This is a genomic window from Clavibacter sp. (assembly GCF_014802555.1).
Classification (GTDB): Bacteria; Actinomycetota; Actinomycetes; order Actinomycetales; family Microbacteriaceae; genus Clavibacter; species Clavibacter sepedonicus.
This window is the reverse complement of record NZ_JAAVCB010000034.1, coordinates 1-15,010: the sequence shown is the minus strand read 5'-3', so window position 1 is coordinate 15,010 and position 15,010 is coordinate 1. Positions and strand designations below refer to the sequence as shown.

Annotated in this window: 7 protein-coding genes and 1 pseudogene; 4 read left to right on the top strand and 4 right to left on the bottom strand. The window is 72.5% G+C overall.

Features of this window, described 5'->3' with window-relative positions:
- The 3 genes and pseudogenes from HDR73_RS04310 to HDR73_RS16515 all read left to right on the top strand — a co-directional run.
- A partial coding sequence (locus HDR73_RS04310) for a hypothetical protein (RefSeq protein ID WP_287136271.1) occupies positions 1–463 on the top strand: 463 nt, incomplete at its 5' end.
- Positions 464–1,256: 793 nt separating this feature from the next.
- Positions 1,257–3,695: a phosphoketolase family protein gene (locus HDR73_RS04305; protein WP_012300139.1), complete on the top strand. Its 2,439-nt coding sequence runs from the start codon at positions 1,257–1,259 to the stop codon at positions 3,693–3,695.
- Between the two features lie 29 nt (positions 3,696–3,724).
- Positions 3,725–4,021: pseudogene (locus HDR73_RS16515) on the top strand (nuclear transport factor 2 family protein); the annotation flags it as partial.
- Between the two features lie 240 nt (positions 4,022–4,261).
- Here the strand turns inward: HDR73_RS16515 and HDR73_RS04295 are convergent.
- The 4 genes from HDR73_RS04295 to HDR73_RS04280 form a co-directional block, all read right to left on the bottom strand.
- On the bottom strand, positions 4,262–6,514 hold the full coding sequence (locus HDR73_RS04295) for a carboxypeptidase regulatory-like domain-containing protein (protein WP_012300138.1): 2,253 nt from the start codon (positions 6,512–6,514) through the stop codon (positions 4,262–4,264).
- Positions 6,515–6,621: 107 nt separating this feature from the next.
- A complete protein-coding gene (locus HDR73_RS04290; protein WP_012300137.1) occupies positions 6,622–7,368 on the bottom strand; it encodes a carboxypeptidase-like regulatory domain-containing protein in 747 nt (248 codons plus the stop codon).
- 93 nt (positions 7,369–7,461) lie between these two features.
- Positions 7,462–9,270 carry a carboxypeptidase-like regulatory domain-containing protein gene (locus tag HDR73_RS04285; protein ID WP_012300136.1) on the bottom strand — a complete coding sequence of 603 codons (1,809 nt, stop codon included), beginning with the start codon at positions 9,268–9,270 and terminating at the stop codon, positions 7,462–7,464.
- Between the two features lie 166 nt (positions 9,271–9,436).
- Positions 9,437–12,547, bottom strand: coding sequence for a carboxypeptidase regulatory-like domain-containing protein (locus tag HDR73_RS04280; RefSeq protein WP_012300135.1), 3,111 nt, complete (start codon positions 12,545–12,547; stop codon positions 9,437–9,439).
- Positions 12,548–12,817: 270 nt separating this feature from the next.
- On the opposite strand from HDR73_RS04280, the gene HDR73_RS04275 reads away from it, so the two are divergent.
- Complete coding sequence (locus HDR73_RS04275; RefSeq protein WP_012300134.1) at positions 12,818–14,782, top strand: sialate O-acetylesterase; 1,965 nt, start codon at positions 12,818–12,820, stop codon at positions 14,780–14,782.
- Positions 14,783–15,010 lie beyond the last annotated feature (228 nt).

Sequence of the window (15,010 nt, the reverse complement as noted above, 5' to 3'; positions counted from 1 at the left end):
TGATGCTGCCATCGACCCGGTCCAGTACCTCGAAGAACTCCCGCCGCAACTCACCCGAAACCACGATCCCCGCAACCCCCTGAACTCAGGGTGTTGCGGGGACCACGAGAATCCGCCGCCTCCGGCGAGCGCGCAGGGACGTCCCCGTGGCTCGCCGACGGGCGCCGCCGAGCTGGAGGATGTGATCTACGCATCCGCCGCCGACCACAGCGATGCGATGGAGGCGCTCCTGCAGAAGGGCGACTTCGGCTCGATCGTCGACGTCCTCGTCGCGATGGGGCTCGACGAGAAGATGCGGGGGAAGCGGAGCGGGTGGCAGCGGCTCGCTGAGCGAAGCAGCCGGGGAGGAGATCTGCGGGAAGGCGTCAGATACGCCGACCCCTGCTCCATCACCCCTGTCCCTACGCACCAGAAACCGGAGAGGGTCCCAGCTCGCCGAAGGCGCCTGGGCTCATGCAGGTGATGCCCATGCTCACGTCCAAGCCAGCCCGGACCCCGGCCGCGCCTATGCCATGCTTCCCGACGGCGACAGGGCTGCACTCCAGCCGTACCTCGTGCCCGCTTCGTCGACCAAGTCCGTCACCCTCTCCCCAACGGACGCGGTGGAGACAACCTTCACATCGGAGGACGAGGCCCTCATCCGAACGAGCGCGGTCGGAGACTGCTGGACGGGACAGGTGAGGACGACCGCTCATGCACCCGTTGGCAACGCGATCTGGGATGTCCGGGTCGAAGGGGCATGGTGCGGAGGGGCCACGGTGAGCTCGGCCGCATCGCATCGCTCGTGGTCCACGAATCGCCGCGCCCGGTTGGCAGGACAGGGGCGAGATCGGTTCAGGGGCGGGCTACTCGGCAGGTCCGGCGAAGATCTGGGCGCCACGGAGGATGGTCGTCGGCGCGGCCGGCCGGGATCTGCAGACGACACAGCAGTGCGCGCGCATCACGCGAACCGCACGCGGGAGTGTCAGAGGTAACCTTGCCTGCTCGACCATCGGACGCCCTCGTGCCCGCGGCCGGGGAATCGACCACATCCACCGTCCGCGACTCATCAGCGGTGATGCGATCGGTGATCGTCGCGCAGGGTCTCGCGACGGTCGTCTCATCCGTGCTGTTCTTGCCGCTGGGCGTGGCGTCGATCCTGCCGGCAGGCGGACCGCCCACGAGACGACGTGCGGGCCCGCTCCGCCGACCTGCGACCCTCCTGATCGGATCCGCCGCCCCGGGTCGCGCGCGATGCCACCGCCGTAGGCTGATGCATGGCCTCAGACACCGCACCCCGCGACCCGTCCGCACCCCTCTACCTCGACGTCGTCGACGGCTGGTGGCGCGCCGCCAACTACCTGTCCGTCGGGCAGATCTACCTGCTCGACGACCCGCTGCTGGAGCGCCCGCTCACGCGCGACGACATCAAGCCGCGCCTGCTCGGGCACTGGGGCACGACCCCGCTGCTGAACTTCGTCTACGCGCACCTCAACCGGGCGATCATCGAGCGCGACCTCGACATGATCTACATCGCCGGCCCCGGCCACGGCGGCCCCGGCATGGTCGCGAACGCCTACCTCGACGGCACCTACTCGGAGCTCTTCTCCGCGGCGACGCCCGACCGCGAGGGCCTCCGGCACCTCTTCCGCCAGTTCTCGTTCCCGGGCGGCGTGCCGTCGCACGCGGCGCCGGAGACGCCCGGATCCATCAACGAGGGCGGCGAGCTCGGCTACTCCCTCGTGCACGCGTACGGCGCCGCGCTCGACAACCCCGACCTCGTCGTCTCCTGCGTGATCGGCGACGGCGAGGCGGAGACCGCGACGCTCGCCGCCAGCTGGCACCTCGACAAGTTCCTCGACCCGGAGACGGACGGCGCGGTGCTGCCGATCCTCAACCTCAACGGCTGGAAGATCGCGAACCCCACCGTGCTCGCGCGCATCCCCGAGGAGGAGCTGCTCGCGCTGTTCACCGGTTACGGCTACTCCCTGCGGATCGTCTCGGGGGGCTTCGACGGCGAGGACCACGCGGCCGTGCACGAGCGGTTCGCGCTGGCGCTCGGCGACGCGCTCGACGAGATCAGCCGGATCCAGCTCGCGGCCCGCACGGGCGGCAGCGACGAGCGCCCGGCCTGGCCGATGCTGATCCTCCGCACCCCGAAGGGCTGGACCGGCCCGAAGGAGGTCGACGGCAAGCAGGTCGAGGGCACGTGGCGCGCGCACCAGGTGCCGCTCTCGGGAGTTCGCGACGACCCGGATCACCTCCGCCAGCTCCAGGAGTGGATGGAGAGCTACCGCCCGCACGAGCTCTTCGACCGCGACGGCCGGCTGACGCCCGCGCTCCAGCCGAACCGCCCCGAGGGCGACCGGCGGATGAGCGCCAACCCGCATGCGAACGGCGGCCTGCTCCGCCGCGACCTCCGGCTGCCGCCGCTCGAGGTGAACGCGGTCGACCTGAGCGACGGCCGCGGCGTCATCGCCGAGCCGACCCGCGTGCTCGGCGGCTGGCTGCGCGACGTGATCGCCCGCAACCCGCTCGACTTCCGGATCTTCGGCCCCGACGAGACCGCCAGCAACCGGCTCGACGACGTGTACGAGGTCACCGCGAAGGCCTGGCAGGGCGAGGTGCTGCCGGTCGACGAGCACCTGGCGCACGAGGGCCGGGTCATCGAGATCCTCAACGAGAACATCACGCAGGGGCTTCTCGAGGCGTACCTGCTCACCGGCAGGCACGGGATCTTCACGTCGTACGAGGCCTTCATCCACATCGTCGACTCGATGTTCAACCAGTACGCGAAGTGGCTCGAGTCGAGCTCAAAGGTGGAGTGGCGGCGGCCGGTCGCGTCGTTCACGTACCTGCTGTCGTCGCACGTGTGGCGGCAGGACCACAACGGCTTCTCGCACCAGGACCCGGGATTCCTCGACCACGTCGTGAACAAGCGCGCCGAGATCGTGCGCGTGTACCTGCCGTTCGACGCGAACTCGCTGCTCGTGACCATGGACCACTGCCTCCGCGGCACGGATCTGATCAACGTCGTCGTCGCGGGCAAGCAGCCGACGGCGAGCCTGCTGTCGCTCGAGGAGGCGCGGGCGCACGGGGCGCGCGGCGTCGGCGTGTGGGAGTGGGCGGGCACCGAGGTGCCGGGGCTCGAGCCGGACGTGGTCGTCGCATGCGCGGGCGACATCCCGACGGTGGAGGCGATGGCGGCGGTGCAGATCCTCAAGCGGGAGATCCCGCAGCTGCGCGTGCGGTTCATCAACGTGGTCGACCTGATGCGGCTGCAGGACTCGACGCAGCACCCGCACGGCCTCGACGACGGGTCCTTCGACGCGCTGTTCACGCGCGACAAGCCCGTGGTCTTCGCGTTCCACGGCTACCCGTCGCTCATCCACCGCCTCACGTACAAGCGCCACAACCACGAGAACATGCACGTGCGCGGCTTCGTCGAGCAGGGCGGCACGACCACGCCGTTCGACATGCTGATGCTCAACGACCTCGACCGGTTCCGGCTCGTGATGGACGTGATCCGCCGCGTGCCGCACCTCGAGACCACCTACGCGGGCCTCTCGCAGCGCATGGACGACGAGCGCATCGCGCACCGCGTGCACACGCGGCAGTACGGCGAGGACATGCCCGACGTGTCGGGCGCGGAGGGGCTGCCGTTCGCGGATCCGTCGCGCCAGGTCGCGATCGACAGCGGCGACGACAATGCCTAGCGGCGCGGGGACGGGATAAGGACGGCACCATGATCTACGCGCGCATCGTGGAGGCCCGGGTCCGCTCGGTGTTCGACCGGATCAACGCGGGCGACCACATGGAGATGGTCGACGGGCTGGGGGAGCCCTTCACGTACCTGTTCCACGGCGACCACGCCCTCTGCGGTCGGCGCACGTCGCGCGACGCGATGATCCGCTGGTGGCAGCGCGTGCGCGAGGTGCTCCCGGGCGCGCGGTTCACCATCCACGAGGTCATCGTGCGCGGGGGTCCGTGGCGCACGCGCGTGGCGGTGCGGGCGGGGATCCGCGGCCCGCTCCCCGGGGGCGAGGTCTACAGCAACACGATGTTCCAGTTCATGACGCTGCGGTGGGGCAGAGTCACCGACGTGGAGACGATGGAGGACCTCCAGGTGCTCACGCGCGCTCGCGGTGGTCGCGGCCAGCGGCAGGGCGGAGGCGGCGGCGGATCCGATCGTGGGGTAGGTCGCACTCGAATCCCCGGGACCGCCGCATCCGCCGCATGCGCGCGCCGACCCCAGGAGATCGGCGCGCGCGTGCGTCTCGGATCAGCGTGCCTGCGCGGGCGGTTCCGTGCCCGTGGCGGCGCGCACGGCGATGCGCACGCTCCGGTCGACGTTCACGACGATCCGCGAGCGGTCGGCGCCCGTGCCACCGGCCCACCAGGTGGGGATCCACACGCCGTCGCGGATGTGCGAGACGCGCACCCGGTACGTGCCGGGAGCCACATTGGGGATGAACGTCGAGGAGCCGGGAATCACGCCGTACTGCTTCACGACGACGCCGTCCTGCAGCAGCTCCACGATGGCGCGCTGCTCCCAGCCGGGCGCTGTCACGCCGGCGAGGACCACGGTGACCGACGAGTCCTGCTTCATCCGGATGTCGAGGAACGGGAGGTCCGCGCCGCGTCGCACCGTGAAGACGGTGGCGGTCGCGAGCGTGCCCGTGCCGCCCACCCACTGCGGACCGTAGGACGGCGCCTCGTAGCGCGTCGTCTGGGCATACACGTAGTAGCGGCCAGGCGTGATCTGCGTGAGGCTGAAGCGGCCGGACTGGTCCACGCCCGTCAAGCGGCCGCTGCGCGGGCCGGAGCCCAGGAGCGCCGCGGTCTCGGGCACGAGGTAGACGGCGCTGGACTCCTCGCCGGCCGCGCCGGCCTGCAGGACGCCCTCGAGGCGGCTGCCCCGGGTCAGCTCGGCGTCGATCCCGGTGACCGCATCGGTGCCCACCACGGTGATGCGCTTCGCCCTGTTGCGGTCGTCGGTGTCGCCGTACCACTCGCCGATGTAGCCCTCGGGGTTCTCGAACGGGGCGCCGAATCGCACCTCGTACTGGCCGGGCGTGAGCCACTCCGATGAGATGCGGAACCGCCCGGCCGCATCGGTGCGTCCGCCGCCGACGGGCTCGCCACCGCGCACCGGGAACACCTCGACGTTCGAGCCCACGGCGGGTTGCCCGTCGCTCTGCGTCACGGTGCCGCTGATCGACGCATGGCGCACGAGGACCACATCGAGCCGCACCGCGCCGTCGTTCGTGACGGTGAAGCGGGTGGCCCGAGCGGGGTCGCCGGGCGCGCGATAGGGCTGGGAAGCGTAGACCCCGTCGACCTCCGTGAAGACCGAGAGCGTGTAGACCCCGGGCCCGAGGTCCCTCACCTCGAAGGAGCCGTCGACGAGCCGACCGTCTCGGCCAGTGCCGTCGGACACACGGCTGGCGCTCACGATGCCGTCGCCGAGGAGGTTCGCGTCCGTGGCGGATCCGAGGAAGACACGGCCCGAGACGACGCCGGTCTCGACGACCGGAGCCGCATCGGCGGCCACGACCGGCGCCGTCGGCGTGGTCGTGCGGGTCTCCGTCGTGAAGCCGGCGGCCGAGCCGGTGATCGTGGCCGTGATGCGCTTGCCGATGTCGGCGACGACGGGGCGGTACCCGTCGCTCGTCTCACCGGCGATCGTCACGCCGTCGGCGGCCCACGTGTAGGTGCGGTCCGCCTCGTAGGAGTACGTCTCGTTCGCCACGTCGAGGTACCCGCCCACGCGCGCCTCGCCGCGGATGACGAAGGTGCGCTCGGGGAAGGTGCCCTCCGACACGATCGCGCCCGCGCTCATGCGGGTGGTGGTGGCGTACCCGTCGCGGAAGGCCGCGACCGAGACGCTGAGCTCCTGGCCGAGGTCCGCGGCGGTGGGCTCGTAGGTGGCGACGTTCGCGTCGCGGATCGCCGTGGATCCGGCGAACCACTGGTACGCGAGGCGCGGGGAGGGCGACCACGAGCCGGGGACGGCCGTGACGGTGCCGCCGACGGTCACGGATCCGGTGATCGTCGGCACGGGCGCCGCCGTGAACGGGAGGCGGACCTCGGGCGCCCCGCCCTTCGGTGCGACCGCGGTCGTCGGCTCGCTCGTGCGGGTCGTGGACGGGTAGCGGGTCTTCACCGCGGTGACGGAGACGGTGAGCCGTTTCCCCTGGTCGGCCGCGACGAGCGCGTACGTCGCCCGCGTCGCGCCCGGGATGGCGACGCCGTCGCGCGCCCAGCGGTAGAGGAAGGTGCCGGGCGTCGGGGTCCACGTGCCGGTGACGGCCGTGAGCGTCGCGCCGACCTCCGTCGTGCCCCTGACGGTGGGGGTGGGCGAAGCGGTGAACACGAGGGCGGCGGGCGTCGCGGCGGTCGCTGCGGCGGACCCGGCGGGCGTGGGGGCCGGCGCGGTCGCGGCGGATGCCCCCGACGCGATCCCGACCTGGGCGGAGGCCACGAGGGCCAGCGAGACGAGGCCGACGACGGCCCTGCGGCGAACGGATGACATGGTGCTCCCGGATCCGGACCGGTTCGATGCGGCCCGGTCCAGTCCTACCGCGCACGCGGTGCCTCGCGCCGTACCCAGTTCGGGCTGACCCGATGAGGGGGGCGGCATCACCGGGCGGGGGCGAGCGTGGCGTCGACGCCCGTGACCACCTGCCCCCACTGCGAGACGACGATGCGCTTCGCCTGCGCCCGCTGCGTGCGGTCGCCCGACCACACCGCGCCGTACGAGGTCGGATCCCCCGGGGGCACGCCGAAGCGCAGCACGTAGAAGCCCGGCTCGAGGTTCTCGATGGTGTAGCGGCCCGCCTCATCCGTGGTGCCCGACGCCTCGAGCCGGCCGTCGCCCGTGGCGCGGAGCACGTCGACGGGGGAGTATCCGGCGGGCGCGCCCTCGGGGAGCATCACCGTGCCGCCGATGCTCGCGGGGGTGCGGAGCACGACGTCCACGCGGGTCGTCCGACCAGCCGGAGCCGTGAAGAAGCGCGCGTCCTGCCACTCGTTCACCTGCCCGAGGTACTGGGAGACCTCGGCTCCGCCGACCGTCAGGAAGGCGTGCAGCGTGTAGCGCGTGGCGGGCTGGGACTCGAAGCGGAAGGACCCGTCGACGATGTCGACGTTCTCGCCGAAGGGGATGCCGGACAGCTCGAGCGAGATGCTCCCGTCGCGGACGAGATTCCGGGGATCCACGCGGTCGAGGTAGACGCGGCCGACGACGATGGCGGTCGTGGCGTCGGCGGCGACGCGGGCGGATGGGGCGGGGTCCGCGGATGCGGGGGAGGCGGGGCCGGCCTGAGCTGCGGCGATCAGGGCCAGGGAGATGAGGCCGACGAGACCGCGTCGGCGGACGGATGGCATGGGCTGCTCCGATGGTCGGACCGGCGGGGTACCGGTCGGGAGACCGGTCTACTCCTCGACGGCGGCGCGGTCACGACCCCCGGTCGAGGGCCGTCAGCGGGCGGCGGCGGCCGTGCGGGAGGTCAGTGACCGGGCGGTCGGATCCGCCCCGAACTGCACGTAGATCGCCGGCAGCTGCCCGTCGAGCGTCGCCGTGTAGCGCGTCGCGGTGGCGAGCGAGCCGGTGCCGCCGGCCCACCGCGCCTGCTGCGCGGGGCCGGTGACGTACACGACGTACTCGCCGGGCGTGATGCCGTCGAGGCTGAAGCGGCCGTACCGGTCGGTGTACGCGACGAGGCCGACGGTGGGACGCACGCCGTCCACAGCCGACCCGACGGGCACGAAGCGCACGCTCGAGCCGGAGGAGCCCACCCCGTCGACCCGGTAGACCTGGCCCTTCGCGCTCGCGCCGCGGGACAGCTGCACGTCGATCCCGGTGAGCGGCGCTCCCCACCGCGTGACGGTGACCGGCGTCGCGCTCGCCTGGTCGTAGGCGTCCGAGTACCACTCCCCGATGAACCCCCGGGAGTCGGCGACGGGTGGTGAGACCCGGAGGAGGTAGTCGTCGGGTTCCACGTCCCGGAGGATGTAGCGGCCCTGCGCGTCCGTCGTCTCGGAGTCGACCGGCTTCCCGTCGGACGCGCGGATGGCGGTGACGGAGAGCCCCGACGCCGGCACCCCGCCCGTCGTCGTGACCGTGCCCTCGATGGTGGCGTAGCGCTTCAGCACCACGTCGACGTGCACCGTGCCGTCGGCGGACACCGCGAAGGTCTGGGCGCGGTCCGCCTCCTTGGTCTGCCCGTAGTACTGGTAGTAGTACGTCCCGTCGACGGCGTAGAAGACGTGCATCCGGTACTCGCCGGGCCGGACCCCGGAGAAGGAGTACGCCCCGTCGATGATCTCGGCGGCGGGGTCGTCGGTCGACGAGCCCTCCGCTGCCGCGTCCTCGAGGTAGATCGCGGCGTAGGGGATGACGTTCGCCGGATCCACCGAGCCGAGGTAGACGTTTCCGACCACCTTCCCGGTCGACGGCTGCTCGGGCAGGTCGACGCCCGCGGCCGCGACCGGCGATGTCGGCGCGCTCGTGCGGGTGGTGGGCGTGATGCCGGCGGCCGTGCCGGTGACGGACGCGGTGATCCGCTTCCCGGCGTCCGCGTCGACGGGCGTGTACGAGATGGAGATCGCGCCCGCGATGGCCACGCCGTTGACGGACCAGGCGTAGGCGAACGACGTCGGTCGCGGGGTCCACAGGCCGGCGACGGCGCGCAGCGGGCGGCCGACCTGCACGTCGCCGGTGATCACCGGGACAGAGGCCTCGGAGAAGGGGGCCGTGGCGGCGGGAGGCGTGGGGTCAGGCGTGGGCGCGGGCGTCGGATCGGTGGTCGGCGCGGGGTCGGGCGTCGGCGCGGTGGGCGTCGGCGTGGGCGCCGGCGGAGGGGGCGTCGTGGTGGCGGGCGCGACGGCCGCGGTCGGCCCGCTCGACCGCGCCAGGGACGCGTACCCGCCTCGGCGGGCGGTGACGGTGACGTTGATGCGCGCCCCGGCGTCTGCTGCGGTCAGCTTCAACGTGGATCCGGTCGCGCCGGCGATGGCGACGCCGTCGCGCCACCAGCGGTAGCCGAAGGTCGTCGGCTTCGGCGCCCAGTCGCCGGTGACCGCGGTGAGCGTGGAGCCGACGCGCGGTGTGCCGGAGATGGTCGGCTTGGGTGATGCGGTGAAGGCGGGCGTGGCGCGGCTGGTGCTCGTGCTCGTGGCGGTCGGCGCGTCCGCCGCTGTGGCGGCTCCCGCGAGGCCGGCCTGCGCGGACAGGACGAGCGAGAGCGACAGCAGCCCGATCAGGGCGCGTCGGCGTGGTGCGTGCATGGATCCCCCGGTCCGCCGCCCCCTGCGGCGCTGTCCCATGCCTACCGCTCGACGGGATCCGCTGTCGACGTGTCGCGCGGAACGGGGGCGCGGCGGGAGGGGCGCGGACGACGACGCCGCCACGACCGGTGCGGTCGTGGCGGCGTCGGTGGCCGTGCGGTCCCGGCTAGCGGACCAGCCGCGCGCCCGCCGGAGCGACCCGCGTGATCGCCTTCGCGACGATGGAGATCGAGTCCCCTGCGCGCACGACGATCTCGGACCTGTCGGCGTAGGTGCCGCCGTTCCACCAGTAGGCCTTGAGCTCGGTGCCGCGGTGGTACGTCACGGCGACCTGGTAGGTGCCGGGGGCGATGTCCTTGATGAACGCGGCCGCGCCGTACCAGGAGTACTCGGAGTACTTGATGGAGCCACCCTGGTACAGGTTCACGACGGCGTAATCGCTGTCCCAGCCGGCCGCCGCGAGGCCGGTGACCGTCGTCGTCACCGACGGGCTGACGGCGAGCTGCGCATAGACGCTCGACATCTGCGTCCCGCGGGTCGCCCGGTAGACGGACGCAGTGGCCAAGGTGCCGGTGCCGCCGACCCACTGCGCGGCCAGCGCGGGGGCCGAGTACCGAGTCGCTGATACGTAGATGTAGTAGTCGCCGGGGACGATCCCCGTCATCTCGAAGTCGCCCGATGCGTCCGTCTGCACATGCCGTGCGCTGTAGGGTGTGGTGCCCTCGACAGCGGACGAGACCGGCACGACGTAGACGGTGGCGTCCGCGACGGAGGCGTAGTTGGAGTCGTAGATCCAACCGGTCATCCGGGCGCCCACGTCGAGCACGGCGTTGATGCCGATGACCGTCTGGCTCCAGTTCGCGACCGTCACGACCGTCGCGGAGCTCTCATCGTCAGCGTCGCCGTACCACTCACCGGTCAGGCCCGAGGGATTGGGCGACGGAGCCGAGTACTGCACCTTGTACGTGCCGGGCTGGATGTCTCGCACGGTGAAGCGCCCGAAGTAGTCCGTGTACGCGCTTCCGCCGTACCAGTCGTCCTCAGTCGCGCCCGTCACGGTCACGAGGGCGTTCTCCACGGGGGAGCCGTCGGCCGCGGTGACTGTGCCGCTGACCGTGGCCGCGCGCTTCACGACCATGTCGATGCGCACCGTGCCGTCGGCTTGCACGGCGAACGTCTGAGCGGCGCGGTAGTCCCTTGTGGGGCCGAGGTACTGCTCGATGTACTCGCCGGCGACCTCGACATATGCCCGCAGCGAGTACTCGCCCGCGCGGAGCCCGGTGATGGCGAACGAACCGCCGGTGAACTGCGTGCCAGCCTTGTCCCAGCCGTAGTCGGGGTCGGTCACCTCGATGTAGCCGTCCGTGATCAGGTTCTCGGGACGCACTGAGTCGAGGTAGACGCCGCCCGTCACCGTGGAGTACCACGGCTGCTGCGGCAACTGCACGTTCTCGGCGACGACCGCCGCAGTCCGGGCGCTCGTGCGCGCGGTGTTCGAGAAGCCCGACGCGGTGCCGACCACGGTCGCCGTGATGCGCTTGCCGAGTTCTGCCGTCGTGACGACGAAGTCATTCGAGGTCGCTCCCGCGATCTTCACGTCGTTCGCGTACCAGACGTAGGAGAAGGACGGCTTCGGCGTCCAGAGGCCGGGCACGACGCGCAGCGTGTACCCGACCTTCGCATCACCGACGATCACCGGCTGCGTCGACGCGATGGCCGGCTTCCCGACCGCCGCCGTGGCGACGCTCGTCTTGCTCGTGGTGACGTAGCCCGCCAGCTTGGCGGTGATGGTGACCGTGATCGTCTTGCCGAGGTCAGCCGTGCCGACCGTGTACGTCGAGCCCGTGGCGCCGGTGATCGCGGTGGTGCCCACGGTCCACTGGTACGTGAACGCCGGGGCAGGGGACCAGGTGCCGGTCGACGCGGTCAGCACGCCGCCGACCGACGCGGAGCCGGTGACGGTGGGGGCGGACGCGATCGCGAACGCCTTGGCGGCGGGGGCGGCGATCACCGCGGCCGTGCCGGCGCTGGTCTTGGCGGCCGACGTGTAGCCGCTTCGCGCGCCGGTCACGGTGACGGTGATCCGCTTCCCGAGGTCGGCGGCGACGGGCACGTAGGTGGAGGCGGTCGCGCCGGTGACGGCGACGTTCGCGACGAACCAGCGGTAGGAGAGGGTCGTGGGGACGGGTGCCCAGGTACCGGGCGCTGCCGTCAGGGTCGCGCCGACCTGGGCGGTGCCGACGATGGTCGGCGTCGGCACGGTGGTGAAGGTCGACGGGCTCGTGACGGGCGCCGCGACGACCGCAGCCGAAGCTGCGCTCGTCTTCGAGGCCTGGGTGTAGCCCGAGCGTGCGCCGGTGACGGTCACGGTGATCCGCTTGCCGAGGTCGGCGGCGATGGGCACGTACGTGGAGGCGGTGGCGCCGGTGACGGCGACGTTCGCGACGAACCAGCGGTAGGAGAAGGTCGTCGGCACGGGTGCCCAGGTGCCGGGGGTGGCCGTCAGCGTGGCGCCGACCTGCGCGGATCCGGTGATGGTGGGCGTCGGCACGGTGGTGAAGGTCGACGGGGTCGTGACCGGCGCGGCGACGACCGCGGCCGAGGCCGCGCTGGTCTTCGCGGCGGTCGTGTAGCCCGTGCGGCTGCCCGTGACGGTGACGGTGATGCGCTTGCCGACGTCGGCCGCGACCGGCGTGTAGGTGGAGGTCGTCGCGCCGGTGACGGCGACGTTCGCCACGAACCAGCGGTAGGAGAAGGTCGTCGGCACGGGCGCCCACGTGTCGGTGGCCGCGGTGAGCGGCGTGCCGACCTTCGGCGTCCCGGTGATCGTCGGCGTCGGGATGGTCGTGAAGGCGGCGGGCGCGGGGGCGGCGGCCACGGTCGCGGTCGCGGCGCTCGACTTGGCGAGCGACGTGTAGCCGGCCTTGTTCGCGGTCACGGTCAGCGTGATCTTCTTGGCCGCGTCCGCGGCGACGAGCGTGTACGCGGATCCCGTGGCGCCGGAGATCGCGACGCCGTCGCTCCACCACTTGAAGGTGAACGAGTCGGGCTGCGGTGCCCAGGTGCCGGTGACGGCGAAGAGGGTGGAGCCGACCTGCGCGGTGCCGGTTATCGACGGCTGCGGGGCGGTGGTGAAGGTCACGGCGGTGGTGCCGACGGCGTCGGTGCCGACGGGCGCGGGGGCGGCGATGGCGCTGGTCGCCATGCCCGCCTGCGCGGAGGCCACGAGGGCCAGCGAGAGGAGGCCGACGAGGGCGCGTCGGCGTGCGGTTGTCATGGTGCTCCTGGATCCGGGGGCCGCTTCGGGCGCGGCCGTCGGGCATGCTTACCGGCTTCTCCCAGGTGCTGTCGTGTACCCAGTTCGGGCTCCGCGCGGGCAATGGCCCCCCGACCGGCCGTTCGGGGGGCGGCGCACATTTCCTCGGTGCGGTAAACAGGGGTCGCTCGCGTACCCGACGCGACCCTCTCGAGGAGTGCATGTGCTCATCTCCGCCCCTGGTCCTGCTGCGCCCCGACGCCGATCCCGACTCCACGTGACCGGCTCGCCGTGGCCCTGGTCCTCTCCGCGATCGCGCTGCCGGCGGACGTCGCCGGTGCCGCGTCGCGGGAGCCCGCCGTCACCTCCGTCGCATCCGGCTCGATCTCCGCCGCGGCCAAGCCCGCCGTGCCGTTCACCGCCAGCCCGGAGCCGACGATCACCGGGAAGCCGCTCGTCGGCCAGATCCTGACCGCCGTGCCCGGCGCCTGGAAGCCCGTCGGCGCCGCCTTCGCCTACCAGTGGTTCTCCGGGGACACGGCGATTCCGGGAGCCAAGGGCAGGACCTACACCCTCGCCGCGAAGGACCTCAGCCGCACGATCCGCGTCCGGGTGATCGCGACGCGCACGGGCAGCATCACCATGGAGCGGCTCAGCCAGCCCACGGCCGCCGTCACGCTGCCCGCGTTCCGGACCGCACCGGTCCCGACGCTCGTCGGCACGGTGGCGGTCGGATTCCTCCTCACCGTCCGCCCGGGCGGCTGGAACCCGGCGCCGGCCTTCTCCTACTCCTGGAGCCGCGACGGCGTCCTCATCGCGGGAGCGGCGGCGGCGACCTACCGGCTGGCCCCCGGCGACGCGGGATCGCGGATCACCGCCTCGGTGACCGGCAGCCGCACCGGCGTGCAGACCCTGACGATGAAGAGCGCGGCGAGCAAGGCCGTCGCACCCGCGCCCGTGCCGAAGCCGACGCCCGTGCCGACGATCACGCCGACCGCGAAGCCCACCGTGGCGCCGACGCCTGTGCCCACCGTGGCGCCGACCACCGCGCCCGTGCCGACCCCGGTTCCGACCGTCGCGCCGATCCCGACCCCGGCTCCGACCACGGCGCCCGTCCCGACACCCGCTCCCACGCCTCCCGTCGCCCCGACGACGACGGCACCCCGGATCGTCGGCCAGCTCACCGTCGGGAGCGCGGTGCGCGCCCTGCCCGGCGACTGGACGCCCACCTCCACGCCCCTCCGCTACCGCTGGTACCTCGACGGCGTGACGCAGCCGGGCCAGACCGGCCCGACGCTGCGGCTCGACGATGCGGCGCTCGGCAAGCGCATCACCGTCACCGTGACGGGCAGCTGGGCGGGATCGGCGGACGTCCACCGGTCCACCGCGAGCGCGACCGCGCCGGTGACGGCCGTCGCGGGCGCACAGGACGGCGTGGGCCACGACGTCGTGGCGATCCTCGGGCAGTCGAACGCCCAGGGCGGCGGCTTCGGCTACGACCCCGCGATCGACGTCGCGCAGGACGGCCTCGACCAGCTCGTCGGCGACTGGCAGGACAAGGACTGGGGCCGTGTCGTGCCCGCGGAAGACAGCCTCAAGCACGTCACGACGTGGCGCATGACGGACCGACCGAAGCTCGTCGGCCCCGGCATGACCTTCGGCCGTGCCCTCCTCGCCGACTCGGCGCCCGGCCGCCGGGTCCTCCTCGTCCCCGCCGCCCAGGGCAGCACCTCGCTGACCCGGGTGGACGCCGTGCAGAAGTTCACGTGGGATCCGAGCCCGGAGCAGGGCTCGGTCGAGGCCGGCCTCACGAACCTCTACGCGAACGCGACCACCCAGATCGACAACGCGCTGGCGCTCGATCCGGACAACCGGCTGGTCGCGATCATCTGGGCGCAGGGAGAGTCGGATGCGAACGCCATCTCGTCGGCCCCCACCGCCGCAGGGCGGGTGGCGGCCAAGGTCAAGTACGCCGACCGGCTCCTCGAGCTCGAGTCCGGCCTGGCCGTGCGCTACGGTCCCGTGCCGTTCCTGGTCGGGGGGATGGTCCCCGAGTGGATCGGATCGGATGCGGCGCGTCAGGACATCGACGCGGTGCACCAGGGCCTGCGCTCCCTGCGGAAGGAGGTCGCGTACGTGCCCGGCGTCTCGGGGCACGCCAACGAGGGCGAGGCCTTCATCCACTACGACGCCGTCGGCGCCCGGATGATGGGCGCGGGCTTCTACGCCGCCTACCTCCGCCAGACCGGGCGGTGACCCCGGGGGTCTCCCGTACCGTGGAGCGGGCCGCCACACGGCGGCCCGCATCCTGCACCGACCCGCACCCGGAGGCCCGCATGGCCGCATCCCCCGCATCCTCCCGCCCCGGATCAGCGATCCGCGGCTCGACGGACTCGCGGACGGCGACCCGTCCGACCTCGACGCGCACGCGTCCTTCGAGCGGCGGCGGTTCGCCGATGCCGACCTGTCGGACGCCGACCTGGT

Bases quoted from the DNA above. Each gene is read 5' to 3' on its own strand.
- HDR73_RS04280 (WP_012300135.1), bottom strand. From the start codon at position 12,547: ATGACAACCGCACGCCGACGCGCCCTCGTCGGCCTCCTCTCGCTGGCC.
- HDR73_RS04305 (WP_012300139.1), top strand. From the start codon at position 1,257: ATGGCCTCAGACACCGCACCCCGCGACCCGTCCGCACCCCTCTACCTC.
- HDR73_RS04290 (WP_012300137.1), bottom strand. From the start codon at position 7,368: ATGCCATCCGTCCGCCGACGCGGTCTCGTCGGCCTCATCTCCCTGGCC.
- HDR73_RS04285 (WP_012300136.1), bottom strand. From the start codon at position 9,270: ATGCACGCACCACGCCGACGCGCCCTGATCGGGCTGCTGTCGCTCTCG.
- HDR73_RS04295 (WP_012300138.1), bottom strand. From the start codon at position 6,514: ATGTCATCCGTTCGCCGCAGGGCCGTCGTCGGCCTCGTCTCGCTGGCC.